Genomic DNA, 13193 nt, shown 5'->3' with positions numbered 1-13193 from the left:
TAAACGATACACAAATGGGAGGAAAACACATGCAAAAACGCGTCATCACCATCTTACTTGTGGTGGCGGGGGCAAGCCTGGGGGTATCCTTTATGCCGGTCGCTTGGGATGCGATCCAACAAGGGAACAACCAATGGCTCAATAATATGTTCACCAACTTAATTATCGGAGCACTTATTTTCTATTTATTGTCATTATTCCTGGTGAAATATATTTCTGCCGCCCTCAACTACATTGAGAAAAAACTCAGTGAGCTCAGCCTCACCTACTTGCTATTTGGAGCAATCGGCACCATCATCGGTCTTTTGATCGGTGTCATCATTTCACTACCTTTTTACAATTGGGATATTCCTTTTGCAAAAGGCGTCGCACCTTTTTTGATCATGATCTTGCTGGGGTATCTGGGTTTTCAGATTTCTACTACACGGATTGATGAATGGAAGAAGATCTTTACCTCCAATAAGAAAAAAGCAGAAGAAGCAGCGGAATCTCAACAGGAAATGTTGGATCGCAAAGCAGACGATCATTTCCGCAAATACAAGATTCTAGATACTAGCGTCATCATTGATGGCCGCATTTACGACATTGCTAAGACTGGCTTTATCGAAGGTACAATCCTGATTCCTAACTTTGTTCTTTATGAGTTGCAGTATATCGCTGATTCCGGTGACAGTTTGAAACGAGTGCGGGGACGGCGAGGACTGGATATTCTGAATGCTTTGCAAAAAGAGGATGGGATTTCAGTTGAGATGTATGACGGTGATTTCGAGGACATCCAAGAAGTTGACAGCAAACTGCTGAAACTGGCAAAACTGTTGGACGGCACGGTAGTCACCAATGATTACAATCTGAATAAAGTAGCCGAATTTCAAAATGTTCCCGTGCTGAACATCAATCAGTTGGCCAACGCGGTCAAACCGGTAGTGATTCCTGGAGAAGACATGGATGTGCTGGTGGTGAAAGCCGGTACCGAGCGTCAACAAGGGGTAGCTTACTTGGATGATGGCACGATGGTAGTCGTAGAAGACGGGCAGCACTACATGAACGAGCGCATCACTGTTGTCGTCACCAGCGCACTGCAAACCGCTGCTGGACGGATGATTTTTGCCAAGCCAGCTCATTCTGGGCGTGGCATCGACAATAAATCCGACAGCACTTCCGGCAATCACAACAAAGGTGGCAATAAGACCAATCGTAACAGTCGTTGAGGCGATTGCTATTAAAAAATACCGCAATACCTGTTGGTTTCAGGTGTTGCGGTATTTTTACGGCTGTTTTTTTGTGAGTTAAAAATTAGGCCTCACAAAGCTTATCCACGGGTGTCAGTTTTGCTGCAAGAAAAATTTTCTCATAAATTAAAAATGAACCTTCACGGAATTCAGAATACTGCCAGCAGGGATTAATTGGCTGTCACACTTTACTAATGAGGACTTTGATTGTAGAATTACAAGGAATAGGCTTACCAAAATTCCAACCAAAAGGGAAGAGATAAAATGAGTAAAATCCGTGTACGTTACGCACCGAGCCCTACCGGCCATTTGCACATCGGCAATGCCCGGACGGCGTTGTTCAACTATTTATTTGCCCGCCACAATGATGGCGAGTTTATCATCCGCATCGAAGACACCGACCAAAAGCGCAACATCGCTGACGGTGAAAAATCACAATTGGAAAATCTGGCTTGGCTGGGAATTGATTGGGACGAATCCCCGGAAAAACCTGGTGCATACGGTCCTTATCGTCAATCAGAACGCGGCGAAATCTACCAACCTTTGATTGACCAACTGCTGGTTTCCAATCGGGCGTACAAGTGTTACTGTACCGAAGAAGAATTGGAAGCTGAGCGAGAAGCCCAACGTGCCCGTGGGGAAATGCCTCATTACGGCGGCAAATGTGCCCATCTGACACCAAAAGAGCAAGCTGAAAAAGAAGCACAGGGCTTGGAACCGGTGATTCGTTTCCGGGTACCAAAAAATACCGAGTATGCGTTTAAAGATATGGTCAAAGGGGACATTCACTTTGAATCAGACAATGTCGGCGGCGACTTTGTTATCCAAAAACGTGACGGCATGCCGACTTATAACTTTGCAGTAGTTGTGGATGACCACATGATGAAAATCACCCACGTACTGCGGGGGGACGATCATATTGCCAATACACCGAAACAAATGATGATCTATGAAGCATTTGGTTGGACCCCACCACAATTTGGTCACATGACGTTGATCATCAACACTGAAACCGGCAAAAAATTGTCTAAACGGGATGAATCCATTCTGCAGTTTATCGAGCAGTACCGTGAATTGGGTTATCTGCCAGAAGCGATGTTCAACTTTATCGCGCTGTTGGGCTGGTCACCAGTGGGAGAAGACGAGCTCTTCTCACAAGCTGAATTGGTAGAAATGTTCGATCCAAAACGTTTGAGCAAGTCTCCGGCAGCCTTTGATGCTAAGAAATTGGCGTGGGTCAACAACCACTACATCAAAGAAATGAATCTGGATGAATTGACCGACATGTGTCTGCCTTTTCTAGTGAAAGCCGGTCGTGTTGAAGAAAATCCAGCTGCTGACAAGAAAGCCTGGGTAAAAAAAGTTGTGGCTCTTTATCAACCACAAATGAGTTTTGCAGCTGAAATCGTGGAACTTTCTGGTCTGTTTTTCGGTGAACATCCGGAATTAGAAGAAGAAGGCAAAACAATTATGGCACAAGAAACGACACCAGTAGTCTTGCAAGCTTTCAAAGGACAATTGGAAAGTTTGACTGATTTCACACCGGAAAACATCTTGGCTTCTATCAAAGCAGTCCAAAAAGAAACCGGCATTAAAGGCAAAAATTTGTTTATGCCAATCCGAATCGCTACTTCTGGTCAAATGCACGGCCCAGATTTGCCGAATACTATCGAAATCATGGGTCAAGAAGCAACTATTGCTAACTTAGATAAAGCATTAGCATAAACGTAGCTGACAAAGTTGCAATCGCTAGTTTTTGCTGCGGGAAATCATCATTTATCAACAAACACGAAGAACAGACGAAGTACCGTCAGCGCCTTTTTACAGAGAGACTGCTATGTTGCTGAAAGGCAGTCAAAAAGCCGGCGGGAAATGCATCTGGGAGTGGAGCTGGCCAAGACCGGCTACGTAGGATGGACGTTACCCATTTTGAGGCAGAAAGGTGCAAGGCAGCTTCTCTAATCAGTGAGCCGAGAAGAGGATTGTTGCAATCGTTTCTGTAAACAAAAGTGGGACCACGCGGGGGCGTCTTTTGACGTAAGGAAACTTACGGCAAATACGCCTCCGTGTGTTTTTTTCAGCTTACAATGAGAGAAAAGCCAGACTTCAATTCTGACAGGGACACATGACAGATGCTGGCTAAGCAGGTGCTCTCAGGACAGCTTTTGATGACTATTTGTTAAGGGGAAGTCGCAGGTTTTGCGGCTAAAGGAAGTTGCAGTAAAGGGGGAAATAGTATGGGGTGGTTCAAACGAGCAATCGCAACCACAAAAGCCAATGATCCAGCGGCCCGCAGTACGCTGGAAGTCGTTTTGACTTATCCGGGATTTCACGCGCTGTTTTGGCATCGCTGGTCGCATTTTTTATACCGGCATCGCTTGTTTTTATTGGCAAAAATAAATGCCCAATTTTGGCGCTTTTTAACGGGAATCGAGATTCATCCAGGTGCGCAGATTGCAGCTGGCGTCTTCATTGATCACGGCATGGGGGTCGTGATCGGCGAGACGGCAGTGGTGGAGGAAAATGTGGTGTTGTTCCACGGCGTAACGCTGGGTGGCACCGGCAAAGACAAAGGCAAACGCCATCCGACGGTTTTAACCGGTGCAATGATCGCAGCCCATTCCCAGATTTTAGGGCCCATTACTATCGGAAAAAACGCCAAAATCGGTGCTGGCTCTGTTGTTTTACATGATATACCCGATAATGCGACGGCGGTGGGAGCTCCTGCCCGTGTCGTTAGACTGAATGGAGTGAGAGTTAAAAATGATTAAAATTCATAACACGTTGACCCGTGAAAAAGAAGAATTCAAACCATTGGAAGCAGGCCGTGTCAAAATGTACGTCTGCGGACCAACTGTTTATAATTACATCCATATCGGTAATGCCAGAAGCGCGATCGCCTTTGATACGATTCGCCGCTATTTTGAATACCGCGGCTATCAGGTGGACTATGTTTCCAATTTTACCGATGTAGACGATAAAATCATTCGGGCGGCCCAAGAACTTCAAGTAACTGCACCGGAAGTCGCTGATCGCTTTATTGCTGCTTTCAAAGAAGATGCCGGCGCACTGAATATCGAAGCGGCAACGTTGAATCCCCGCGTGATGGATCATATCCCAGATATCATTGAATTTATCCAAGTGCTGATTGACAAAGGCTATGCCTATGCTGTCAATGGCGATGTCTATTACCGGACGCGTAAATTCGCTGATTACGGCAAACTTTCGGATCAATCCATTGATGAACTGGAAGTAGGGGCAAGTCAGCGGACTGGCGGTGAACAAGACATCAAGGAAGACCCATTGGATTTTGCTTTGTGGAAGTCTGCCAAGCCGGGGGAGATTTTTTGGAGTGCTCCTTGGGGTCAAGGACGCCCAGGCTGGCACATCGAATGCTCGGTGATGGCTACCAAACATTTAGGAGAAACCATCGATATTCATGGCGGTGGCCAAGACTTGGAATTTCCTCATCACGAAAATGAAATTGCCCAAAGTGAAGCCAAAACTGGGAAGAAGTTTGCTAATTACTGGATGCACAACGGCTATGTCACCATCGGGGATGACGATGAGAAGATGAGCAAGTCCTTGGGAAATTTTGTGACCGTCCATGACATTGTAAAAGTCGTGGACCCGCAAGTGCTGCGCTTTTTCATGGCAACAACACAATACCGCCGGCCGATTCGTTACAGCGAGAAAACACTGCAAGACGCAGCGAACAACTTGCAGCGACTAAAAACCGCCAAAGAAAATGCCGAATTCCGGTTGGCTCAAGCGGCAGCCGGTTTATCTGATGATGAAAAGCGGCAGGAACAGCTGCAAGAATTAGAAGCGCGATTTGTAGCTGAGATGGATGACGATTTTAACGCAGCTAACGGCATCACAGTGGTTTATGAATTAGCCAAATGGCTGAATAATTACAGCGAACAGCCGGCAGTTTCGGCGGCTGTTTTGGAGTCAGCACTGGTGCAATTTGCCAGTTGGCTCCAAGTCTTCGGGATAAAATTTGCTCAAGAAGATCTGTTGGATGAACAGATTGACGGCTTGATTGCTGAACGCAACCAGGCCCGCAAAGACAAAAATTTTGCCCGCAGTGACGAAATCCGAGACACATTGAAGGCGCAAGGGATCATCTTGGAGGACACACCTCAAGGAACCCGGTGGAGAAGAGACGCATGAGAGATCACAAACAATTGAACGGCTTGGCATTGGCTTATGTCGGAGACGCCGTCTATGAAGTGTATATCCGAGATTTTCTGGTGGAAAGTGGCCAGACCCGACCAAACACACTGCATAAAATGGCGACGCATTATGTTTCAGCCAAAGCCCAAGCCATGCTGATGGAAAAAATGCTGGCAGAAGGCATTCTAAATGAAGAAGAGGAATTGTTTTATCGGCGCGGGCGTAATTCTAAGAGCCACACCAGCGCTAAAAATGCCGATATCACCACGTATCGGGTAGCTACAGGCTTTGAATCACTGATGGGCTATCTCCACCTCACGGACCAAAAAGAACGTCTAGATGAGCTGGTAGCTTGGTGTATCGAGAAGGTAGGTGAAGAAAATGAAGGAAAATAAGCGACGTCCAGTAAAAGCCGGGGAACGCTCCCTCCAAAATGAGCGGAGCAACGGCAACGGCGGCAATAAGAGAAATAATCAGAAGGGTCGCCGTTTTGATGACAAGCGAAAAGTTGACGGCAATAAAGGACCAAAACGAGAGCAGCGACCGGCAGCGACAGAGGGCAATGGAAGTTTTGATCAGACTTCTCCGGAAAATGAGAATTTCGTGTTTGGTCATCACGCGGTGGCTGAAGCTTTGAAACAAGGGCGAGGCAACAAGCTTTTCATGCTGGAAGATGCCCGCGGGGGAAAAGTTGAGGAATTGAAGCAGCTGGCCCAAGAACACAGTGTTCCAGTCAAGTGGGTACCGAAACAAAAACTAGATACCATGAGTGACGATGGTGTCCATCAGGGCATGGTCTTGGCAATCACCCCTTATGAATACTTGTCATTGCCAGAACTATTGGAGAAAACGGAAAAGCCCGAGCCGTTCTTTTTGATCTTGGATAATTTGGAAGATCCCCACAATTTTGGCTCAATTCTGCGGACAGCAGATGCTGCCGGCGTGGACGGGATTATTATTCCAAAACATCGGGCGGTGGGAATCACACCAGTCGTGGTTAAAACCTCTACCGGCGCTGTTGAACACGTACCAGTGGCGCGGGTTACCAATTTGAGTCAGGGCATCAAGCAACTGAAAGAAGCCGGCTTTTGGGTATTTGGCACGGCGATGTCCGGCACCGCTTATACCGACTGGAATGCTTCTGGTAAGATTGCCTTAATCATCGGCAATGAAGGTCGGGGAATGAGTGCCGGTTTAGCGAAAGAAGTCGATGAGCTGTTGACGATTCCGATGGTGGGTCACGTCCAAAGTCTAAATGCCAGTGTGGCGGCAGGTCTGCTGATCTATGAAGCATTTCGGAAGCGTAGTGGTGGCGGCTCATGAAAAAGCAGCTTTTGATCGTGGATGGCTACAACATGATCGGGGCTTGGCCGGAGTTGGTGTTACTGAAAAAGCAAGACAAGATGGAAGATGCCCGTGATGCACTTTTGAACCGCTTGTCCAATTACGCCAAATTTGAAGGAATCGAGATTATCGTCGTTTTTGATGCCCAATTTGTACCTGGGATCACGACTCGTTTCACAAAATATCTGTTAGAAGTCGTTTTTACCGAAGAGGGGGAGACCGCCGACAGCTATATCGAGCGGGTTGCTGGTGAATTGAATAATCGCCTGACCCAGGTGACAGTGGCAACCAGCGATTTGGCAGAGCAATGGGTAATCTTCTCTCAAGGCGCCCTGAGAACTTCTGCCAGAGAGTTATACAAGACGATTGAGAAGACGGAAAAACAGATTGCCGGCCATCAGGAAGACTTGAAGTTTACGGATTTCCGACGCAACTCACCCTGGAGCCCCCAGCAGTTGACGGAGTTGTCGGAAAAACTACAGGAACTTTCTGATAAGAAAAAAAGGTAGCTTAAATGAGAAGTTTCTAAAAAGTGTCATGATACCCTTTCCTCAGAAAGCAGTTTTTGGGGGAGGGGTTTTGTATGTCTTTGATTCGTCAAGCACAAGCAGGGTGCGAAGATTCTTTTGTAGAGTTGTTTGAACGATATCGACCAATCATCTATCGCTTGCAGGGAATTTACTATTTGCGGGATTTTGATGCCGATGACTGGCTACAAGAAGGACGCATCGTTTTTTACGAAACCCTGCAACGCTATGATCCGGCTATGGGGGTGACGATTGGTGCTTTTTTCAAGAAGAATTTTGAAAACGCCATCAAATCCCATCTTCGCAAACAAGCCGCTTACAAACGCCGCTGTCTGGTGGGGGCCGTTTCGTTGGAAGCGAAGATTGCCGAAGAGGGGCCAGATTTTCAAAGCAATGTGGGACAGTGGGCACCACCGGCTGATCAACAGTTGTTGGTGGAGGAGGCACTAAGCACGTTTCGGGGGGATTTGTCGAAGCTTGAACAAGAGGTTTTCGGCGAGTATTTGAAAGGGGCGGAGTTAGAGGCCATCGCAGCCAAACGCTCCCAACCCACCCGGCAGATTCGCTATGCGTATGAACGTTCTCGACGTAAATTGTATCAAAATTTACGATTTATTCAGAAGTGATCGAAAACAAAAGTAAGGGGTTGCTTGCAGAATGTCACGTCAGCAAATTGCTGAGAAAGTCATATTTTGTTATGCAACCTCTTACATTTTGGAGAAGTTTGATTTTTTAGTGAGTGGTAAAAGCCAGAGATGGTCAGTTTTACGCAAAAAAATGTCGCTTCTTCAAAAATATTGAAATTATGGATTGTCAGGAGCTTTTTGTTATGATAAACTTGTAATTTTCCTTAAGATGTGGTAAAATGGCATTCGAGGTGAACGCGATGCCAACAACTTTAGCGTCAATCAAAAAAGATTTGGAATGTCGTATCGGTAGCGAGATCATGTTAGTTGCACAAACAGGCCGCAAGCGTCAGACAGAACGCAAAGGCGTGTTGACAGAGACCTACCCATCTGTTTTTGTGGTAGATCTGGATCCCGAAGAAAATTCTTTCGAACGGGTTTCTTACAGTTATTCTGACGTGTTGACCCGTACTGTCGAGATCGAATTTCTGGGGCAATGAGTACGAAGAAGCGAGAGTTTGGCCGAGTGTGCCGAGCTCTTTTTCTTTTGGCAAAAAACGTAGATAAAGGAGTAGCCGATGGAAGTAAAGAATAAACATTTCAATCAGTTGACGACAACAGAGTTTCTGGAAATTGCCAAGCTGCGGGTGGCCGTTTTCGTTGTGGAACAAAATTGCCCGTATCAAGAAATTGATGAGATTGACCAACAGGCATGGCATGTTTGGCTGACAGATGAAGCAGGCCAGATTGCCGCATACGGTCGGGTCTACGGAAATGAGGAAGTCAGTCATTTGGGCCGGGTTTTGGTACGGCAGGAGCAACGAGCACATCATCTGGGAGAGCGACTGCTTCAAGAATTGTTGCAGGTGGCAATGGCCAAATTTCCTCAGCGGCCGATAGAGATTGGTGCTCAAGCGCACTTGCAGAAATTTTACGGGAAAGCTGGCTTTCACACTGTTTCTGAGGTATATCTGGAAGATGATATTCCTCATGTGAAGATGCTGCGAGAAGCCGTCCCACTTTAAAAACCCAAAAACCCCTGCACAGTCTTGGAACGACCGGTAGATGTCGGTCTTTCCAAGCTAGGCAGGGGTTTTATTATTTCCAGGCAATTATTGTCAGAAAGAATCAAAGGGCGGATTCTCAGTAAGTGCTGTTGTTGTCCAAGTCATCTTTGGCTGAATTGGTGTTGGCTGGTTTTGTAGCAGCTGCTTGTGTTTCCAGCAAATCGCGGATGTCTTTTAAGAGGCTTTCAGTAGTATCTGCAGGTGCTTCTTCTTCCGGCTCGTCTTCTTTGCGGGCAGTCAAATTTTTGGCATGGTTTGCTGCTTTAACCACCAGGAAAAGCACAAAAGCAGTGATTAGAAAAGTAATGATCGCACTGATTACATCACCGAATTTGAATGTTACACCTGGTTCAGGTTTCCAATCCAACACTCCGAGTGCTTCATCAAGTTTTTTACCTTTTGTAAACAGTGAAACAATTAGTCCAACTAACGGTGTAATCAATCCTTCCACCACTTTTGTGACAATAGCGGTAAAGGCAGACCCGATTACGACACCGACGGCTAGATCAAGGACGCTGCCTCGCATAATAAACTCTTTAAATTCTTTAATCATGAAATGATTCCTCCTTTTTGAATAGTAAGTTTTAGCTGCAAACCAGTTCTTCAAAGAAAAGGGGTTTACAAGCAGTTATAATTTCTCTTACAAGTATAGCGGAGAGAAAGCAAAAACTGAAATAATATGACAGCTGCTAAAGGTCTTGGAAAATCAAGAAAAGTTCGGAATATGCTATAATTTAGTGAAAATGCTTTGAAAATTTGGCCTCGTTTTTTTTTCAGTGACAAGTGATTTTTACTTGTTTGTGGTAGAAAAGCGACTGCTGCAAAATAAAAGCAGGAAATCGGTGCTTTTTGAAGAGACAGGCGGCTTTTTGCCAGTGTTTCAAAACGACCTTTTTCAAGAGAGGGGACACAACATGACTAAACAGATCCAACCGGGGATCTTTCTACATACGATCCCGACGGAAAAATTCAAAACGGTGCGGCTATTTATCCGTTTTTCTGCCCGTCATCAAAAACAGACGGCAGCAGCCCGCACATTGTTAACTTCTTTATTGGAGACAAACAGCAAGCGTTATGCTACTCAAACAGCATTGAGCAGCCGTTTGGCAGAATTGTATGGTGCAAGCTTCGGTGTCAGTATGGCTAAAAAGGGTGCCTTGCATCAAATTAATGTGGCTATGACACTAGTCAATGGCAAATACGTGGCAGACGATGAATTGTTGGCACAAGGGCTGGATTTTCTAAAGGAAATTCTCTTTGCACCAAATATCAAGGAAGGGGTCTTTGATCTAGAGACCTTTGCTGTAGAAAAGGAAAATCTGCGGGCTTACATCAAAAGCATCGACGAGGACAAGCAGTCCTATGCTTCGTTGCAGCTGCAGCAGCTTTTCTTCAAGGAAGATGCCGATCAGCAGGTGCCAAGCTTTGGTACTTTGGCGACTTTGGCCGATCTCGAGGCAGCAGACTTGGTGACTACCTATACAGAAATGTTGGCAAACGATCAAGTGGACATTTTTCTCGTAGGCGACTTGAGTGAGAAAGAGGCTGAGGAGCTGGTTTCCGTGTTGCCTTTCCCACAAACTGAGCGAGTTCATCCAGAAATCTATTTTGAAGCGGCTGCTGATAATATAATCACGGAAAAACAAGAACAAGAGCCATTGACCCAATCCAAACTGAATATCGGCTACTGGACCGACATTGCTTATGAAGATTTGCGTCGATTCCCATTGATGGTTTTCAATGGATTGTTTGGCGGGTTCCCACATTCTCGTTTGTTTATGAATGTCCGGGAAAAGGAAAGTATGGCTTACTATGCTTCCTCCAGCTACGATAGCTTCCGGGGCTTTGTCAATGTTCAGACAGGGATTGATGCAGCTAACCGGGACAAGGTACTGCATTTGGTAGCACAACAGTTGGAAAATCTGCAGCAAGGAGCAATTACTGATGAAGAATTGGCTCAGACAAAAGCGATGTTAAAAAATTCCTACCTGCTGTCGTTGGATAATCCACAGGCACTGATTGAAGGGGCGTATTTGGACAATTGGCTGCCCCAAGCGGCTTTGACAGATGACGCTTTTCTGCGGATGATCGACGAAGTCACAGTGGCGCAAGTCCAAGCAGTCGCCCGCTCAATCAAATTAAAAGCTGTCTATTTCCTGGAAGGAGTCGGAGCCAATGCGTAAGATTCAATATGAACAAATCAATGAAACTCTTTATACCGAAGTTCTCCCCAATGGCTTGACGGTCTTTTTGCTACCTAAAGCGGGGTTCCATAAAACATACGGCCTGTTTTCCACCAATTATGGCAGTATCGACAATACCTTTGTGCCACTGGGGGAAACCGAAGCTGTCCAAGTCCCCGATGGTATCGCCCACTTTTTGGAGCACAAAATGTTCGAAAAAGAGGCCGGTGACATCTTTCAAACGTTTGGTAAGCAAGGCGCTAGTGCCAATGCCTTTACCAGCTTTACGAAGACGAGTTATCTCTTTTCTGCGACGGATAATATCCGCTTGAATCTGGAAACACTGCTGGATTTCGTTCAGGAACCATATTTTACAGAAGACAGCGTCAATAAAGAAAAAGGAATCATCGGACAAGAGATTGGTATGTACCAAGACGATCCGTATTTCGTCCAATTTTCCGGTCTCTTGGAAAGTTTGTACCCGGAGCATCCTTTGGCAGTGGATATTTTGGGAACGGTAGCGACAATTGATCAGATTACCGCTGACGATTTGTATTTGTGTTACAACACCTTCTATCATCCTAGCAACATGAAGCTCTTGGTGGTAGGTAATATCGATCCAAAAGAGACCATGGCTTGGATCAAAGAAAACCAATCCGGCAAAGAGTTCCCAGCCGTTGAAGCCGGCGAGATTCAACGGGTATTTCCTGCTGAGTCCTTGGAGCAGATTCGCAAGACTGCTAGCCGGCAATTGCCTTTGACTCGTGGAAAAGGAGCGTTGGGGATTCGGGGGCTAATGGCAGAATTGCCGGAAGATCCTGCCGAGCTGTTGCGTTTTCGCTATGCTATGAATCTGTTATTGGCACTCTTATTGGGAAATACCAGCAGCAATTACTTGCGGCTATACAACGAAGGAATCATCGACGATTCTTTTGGCTTTGAATACAATCTGGATCGCGGCTTCCACTTTGCCGGTCTGTATGGTGACAGTGACCAGCCAGAGGTGATGATTGATGCGGTGCAACAGATTCTTTTGGGCTACGCAGAGGACCCGGAAGTCAACGAAGCCAATCTGGAGCTGTTGAAGAAAAAGCTGTTGGGCAAGTATTTCCAATCCTTAAATTCGTTGGAATATATCGCCAATCAGTTCACACAAAGCCAATTCGGTGAGTTGACGATCTTTGATGTGCCGGAGCTGATCCGCACGATTCGTTTGAAAGATGTGTTGGCAGCTGCCGAAATATTGATCAAAGAAGAAGCCTTTTGTCGGTACTTTTTGTATCCGGAAGAAGGAACAGAGGCATGAAAACGGCACTGGTGATGGGAGCCTCCGGGGATATTGGGGAGGCTGTCTGCCGGCGTCTAGCACAAGCTGGCTGGTCCTTGTATTGTCATTGTTACAGTAATGAAAGAAAAGTCTTAAAATTTGTTAGTGAACTGTCTGAAAGCTATCCTCACCAAGATTTTTTTATGGTATGCTTAGATATGTTGAACTATCGTGAAATACCGGCGTTTCTGGCAGATTTATTCCAAGTAGACGGCGTAGTTTTTGCCGCCGGATTTACCAAGTATGGCTTATTGTCTGAACACAGCCGCACCGATATGGAAAACTTGTGGAAGATTCACATGGAAACTCCGTTATTGTTATTGTCTGAATTACAGCCTAAACTGCGACAAAGCGGACAAGGGCGCGTGGTGTTTATCGGCTCGGTTTACGGCTTGTCCGGTAGTGCCATGGAGACGGTTTACAGCGGTGTCAAAGGGGCACAGCAGAGTTTTGCCAAAGCCTATGCCAAAGAAGTTGCTTCATTGGGAATCACCGTTAATTGTGTGGCTCCGGGGGCAGTGGATACCAAGATGAACCATACGTTCACAGATAGCGAACTTGAAACCTTGACTGATGAGATTCCGCTGGGAAGACTGGCGGCTACTAACGAAATAGCAGCAGCTGTCGCTTACCTTTTCTCAGAGGAGGCCCAGTATACGACAGGTGTCACGATACCGGTGACCGGCGGCTGGCTGTCATGATAAGACTGGA

The 13193-nt window shown here is 46.1% G+C and carries 14 protein-coding genes; 13 read left to right on the top strand and 1 reads right to left on the bottom strand.

Going from position 1 to position 13193, the window contains the following annotated elements; all coding sequences use genetic code 11:
- The first annotated feature begins 29 nt into the window (after nucleotides 1-29).
- The 10 genes from BAU14_RS12055 to BAU14_RS12010 all read left to right on the top strand — a co-directional run bounded on the left by BAU14_RS12055 (nucleotide 30) and on the right by BAU14_RS12010 (nucleotide 8930).
- On the top strand, nucleotides 30-1208 hold the full coding sequence (locus BAU14_RS12055) for a PIN/TRAM domain-containing protein (RefSeq protein WP_161900360.1): 1179 nt from the start codon (nucleotides 30-32) through the stop codon (nucleotides 1206-1208).
- A 285-nt stretch (nucleotides 1209-1493) separates the two neighbouring features.
- Nucleotides 1494-2954 (top strand): glutamate--tRNA ligase, encoded by a 1461-nt coding sequence (gltX, locus tag BAU14_RS12050; RefSeq protein WP_161900359.1) that lies wholly within the window; start codon nucleotides 1494-1496, stop codon nucleotides 2952-2954.
- Between the two features lie 512 nt (nucleotides 2955-3466).
- Entirely contained in the window at nucleotides 3467-4000 is a 534-nt protein-coding gene (gene epsC / locus BAU14_RS12045; RefSeq protein WP_161900358.1) for a serine O-acetyltransferase EpsC, read from the top strand.
- Nucleotides 3993-5405 (top strand): cysteine--tRNA ligase, encoded by a 1413-nt coding sequence (gene cysS / locus BAU14_RS12040; RefSeq protein WP_161900357.1) that lies wholly within the window; start codon nucleotides 3993-3995, stop codon nucleotides 5403-5405. Before epsC ends, cysS begins: the two co-directional genes overlap by 8 nt.
- Nucleotides 5402-5803 (top strand): Mini-ribonuclease 3, encoded by a 402-nt coding sequence (locus tag BAU14_RS12035; protein ID WP_161900356.1) that lies wholly within the window; start codon nucleotides 5402-5404, stop codon nucleotides 5801-5803. The genes cysS and BAU14_RS12035 overlap by 4 nt, the downstream gene beginning before the upstream one ends.
- Nucleotides 5790-6731 (top strand): 23S rRNA (guanosine(2251)-2'-O)-methyltransferase RlmB, encoded by a 942-nt coding sequence (rlmB, locus tag BAU14_RS12030; RefSeq protein ID WP_202622225.1) that lies wholly within the window; start codon nucleotides 5790-5792, stop codon nucleotides 6729-6731. Before BAU14_RS12035 ends, rlmB begins: the two co-directional genes overlap by 14 nt.
- Nucleotides 6728-7261 carry an NYN domain-containing protein gene (locus BAU14_RS12025; protein WP_161900355.1) on the top strand — a complete coding sequence of 178 codons (534 nt, stop codon included), beginning with the start codon at nucleotides 6728-6730 and terminating at the stop codon, nucleotides 7259-7261. Before rlmB ends, BAU14_RS12025 begins: the two co-directional genes overlap by 4 nt.
- 74 nt (nucleotides 7262-7335) lie before the next feature.
- On the top strand, nucleotides 7336-7905 hold the full coding sequence (locus tag BAU14_RS12020; RefSeq protein ID WP_161900354.1) for a sigma-70 family RNA polymerase sigma factor: 570 nt from the start codon (nucleotides 7336-7338) through the stop codon (nucleotides 7903-7905).
- Between the two features lie 260 nt (nucleotides 7906-8165).
- Nucleotides 8166-8405, top strand: a complete 240-nt coding sequence (locus BAU14_RS12015; RefSeq protein ID WP_161900431.1) for a Veg family protein — start codon at nucleotides 8166-8168, stop codon at nucleotides 8403-8405.
- A gap of 78 nt (nucleotides 8406-8483) precedes the next feature.
- Entirely contained in the window at nucleotides 8484-8930 is a 447-nt protein-coding gene (locus tag BAU14_RS12010; protein ID WP_161900353.1) for a GNAT family N-acetyltransferase, read from the top strand.
- 118 nt (nucleotides 8931-9048) lie between these two features.
- Here the strand turns inward: BAU14_RS12010 and mscL are convergent, their stop codons facing one another.
- Nucleotides 9049-9525 carry a large conductance mechanosensitive channel protein MscL gene (gene mscL / locus BAU14_RS12005; protein ID WP_161900352.1) on the bottom strand — a complete coding sequence of 159 codons (477 nt, stop codon included), beginning with the start codon at nucleotides 9523-9525 and terminating at the stop codon, nucleotides 9049-9051.
- 361 nt (nucleotides 9526-9886) lie between these two features.
- On the opposite strand from mscL, the gene yfmF reads away from it, so the two are divergent.
- The 3 genes from yfmF to ymfI are packed head-to-tail and all read left to right on the top strand — an operon-like array spanning nucleotide 9887 to nucleotide 13183.
- Nucleotides 9887-11155 carry an EF-P 5-aminopentanol modification-associated protein YfmF gene (gene yfmF, locus BAU14_RS12000; RefSeq protein ID WP_161900351.1) on the top strand — a complete coding sequence of 423 codons (1269 nt, stop codon included), beginning with the start codon at nucleotides 9887-9889 and terminating at the stop codon, nucleotides 11153-11155.
- A complete protein-coding gene (gene yfmH / locus BAU14_RS11995) occupies nucleotides 11148-12461 on the top strand; it encodes an EF-P 5-aminopentanol modification-associated protein YfmH (RefSeq protein WP_161900350.1) in 1314 nt (437 codons plus the stop codon). Before yfmF ends, yfmH begins: the two co-directional genes overlap by 8 nt.
- Nucleotides 12458-13183, top strand: a complete 726-nt coding sequence (gene ymfI / locus BAU14_RS11990; RefSeq protein WP_161900349.1) for an elongation factor P 5-aminopentanone reductase — start codon at nucleotides 12458-12460, stop codon at nucleotides 13181-13183. The genes yfmH and ymfI overlap by 4 nt, the downstream gene beginning before the upstream one ends.
- Nucleotides 13184-13193: the final 10 nt, after the last annotated feature.

Origin of the sequence: Candidatus Enterococcus leclercqii, from assembly GCF_009933135.1 — a bacterium.
GTDB lineage: Bacteria > Bacillota > Bacilli > Lactobacillales > Enterococcaceae > Enterococcus_C > Enterococcus_C leclercqii.
Note: the sequence above shows the minus strand (reverse complement) of the source record. Positions and strands in the feature narration are given on the sequence as shown.

Coding starts and splice junctions, on each gene's coding strand:
- mscL (WP_161900352.1), bottom strand. CDS start 9,525: ATGATTAAAGAATTTAAAGAGTTTATTATGCGAGGCAGCGTCCTTGAT.
- rlmB (WP_202622225.1), top strand. CDS start 5,790: ATGAAGGAAAATAAGCGACGTCCAGTAAAAGCCGGGGAACGCTCCCTC.
- BAU14_RS12010 (WP_161900353.1), top strand. CDS start 8,484: ATGGAAGTAAAGAATAAACATTTCAATCAGTTGACGACAACAGAGTTT.
- ymfI (WP_161900349.1), top strand. CDS start 12,458: ATGAAAACGGCACTGGTGATGGGAGCCTCCGGGGATATTGGGGAGGCT.
- yfmH (WP_161900350.1), top strand. CDS start 11,148: ATGCGTAAGATTCAATATGAACAAATCAATGAAACTCTTTATACCGAA.
- BAU14_RS12035 (WP_161900356.1), top strand. CDS start 5,402: ATGAGAGATCACAAACAATTGAACGGCTTGGCATTGGCTTATGTCGGA.
- BAU14_RS12055 (WP_161900360.1), top strand. CDS start 30: ATGCAAAAACGCGTCATCACCATCTTACTTGTGGTGGCGGGGGCAAGC.
- gltX (WP_161900359.1), top strand. CDS start 1,494: ATGAGTAAAATCCGTGTACGTTACGCACCGAGCCCTACCGGCCATTTG.
- cysS (WP_161900357.1), top strand. CDS start 3,993: ATGATTAAAATTCATAACACGTTGACCCGTGAAAAAGAAGAATTCAAA.
- yfmF (WP_161900351.1), top strand. CDS start 9,887: ATGACTAAACAGATCCAACCGGGGATCTTTCTACATACGATCCCGACG.
- BAU14_RS12025 (WP_161900355.1), top strand. CDS start 6,728: ATGAAAAAGCAGCTTTTGATCGTGGATGGCTACAACATGATCGGGGCT.
- epsC (WP_161900358.1), top strand. CDS start 3,467: ATGGGGTGGTTCAAACGAGCAATCGCAACCACAAAAGCCAATGATCCA.
- BAU14_RS12020 (WP_161900354.1), top strand. CDS start 7,336: ATGTCTTTGATTCGTCAAGCACAAGCAGGGTGCGAAGATTCTTTTGTA.
- BAU14_RS12015 (WP_161900431.1), top strand. CDS start 8,166: ATGCCAACAACTTTAGCGTCAATCAAAAAAGATTTGGAATGTCGTATC.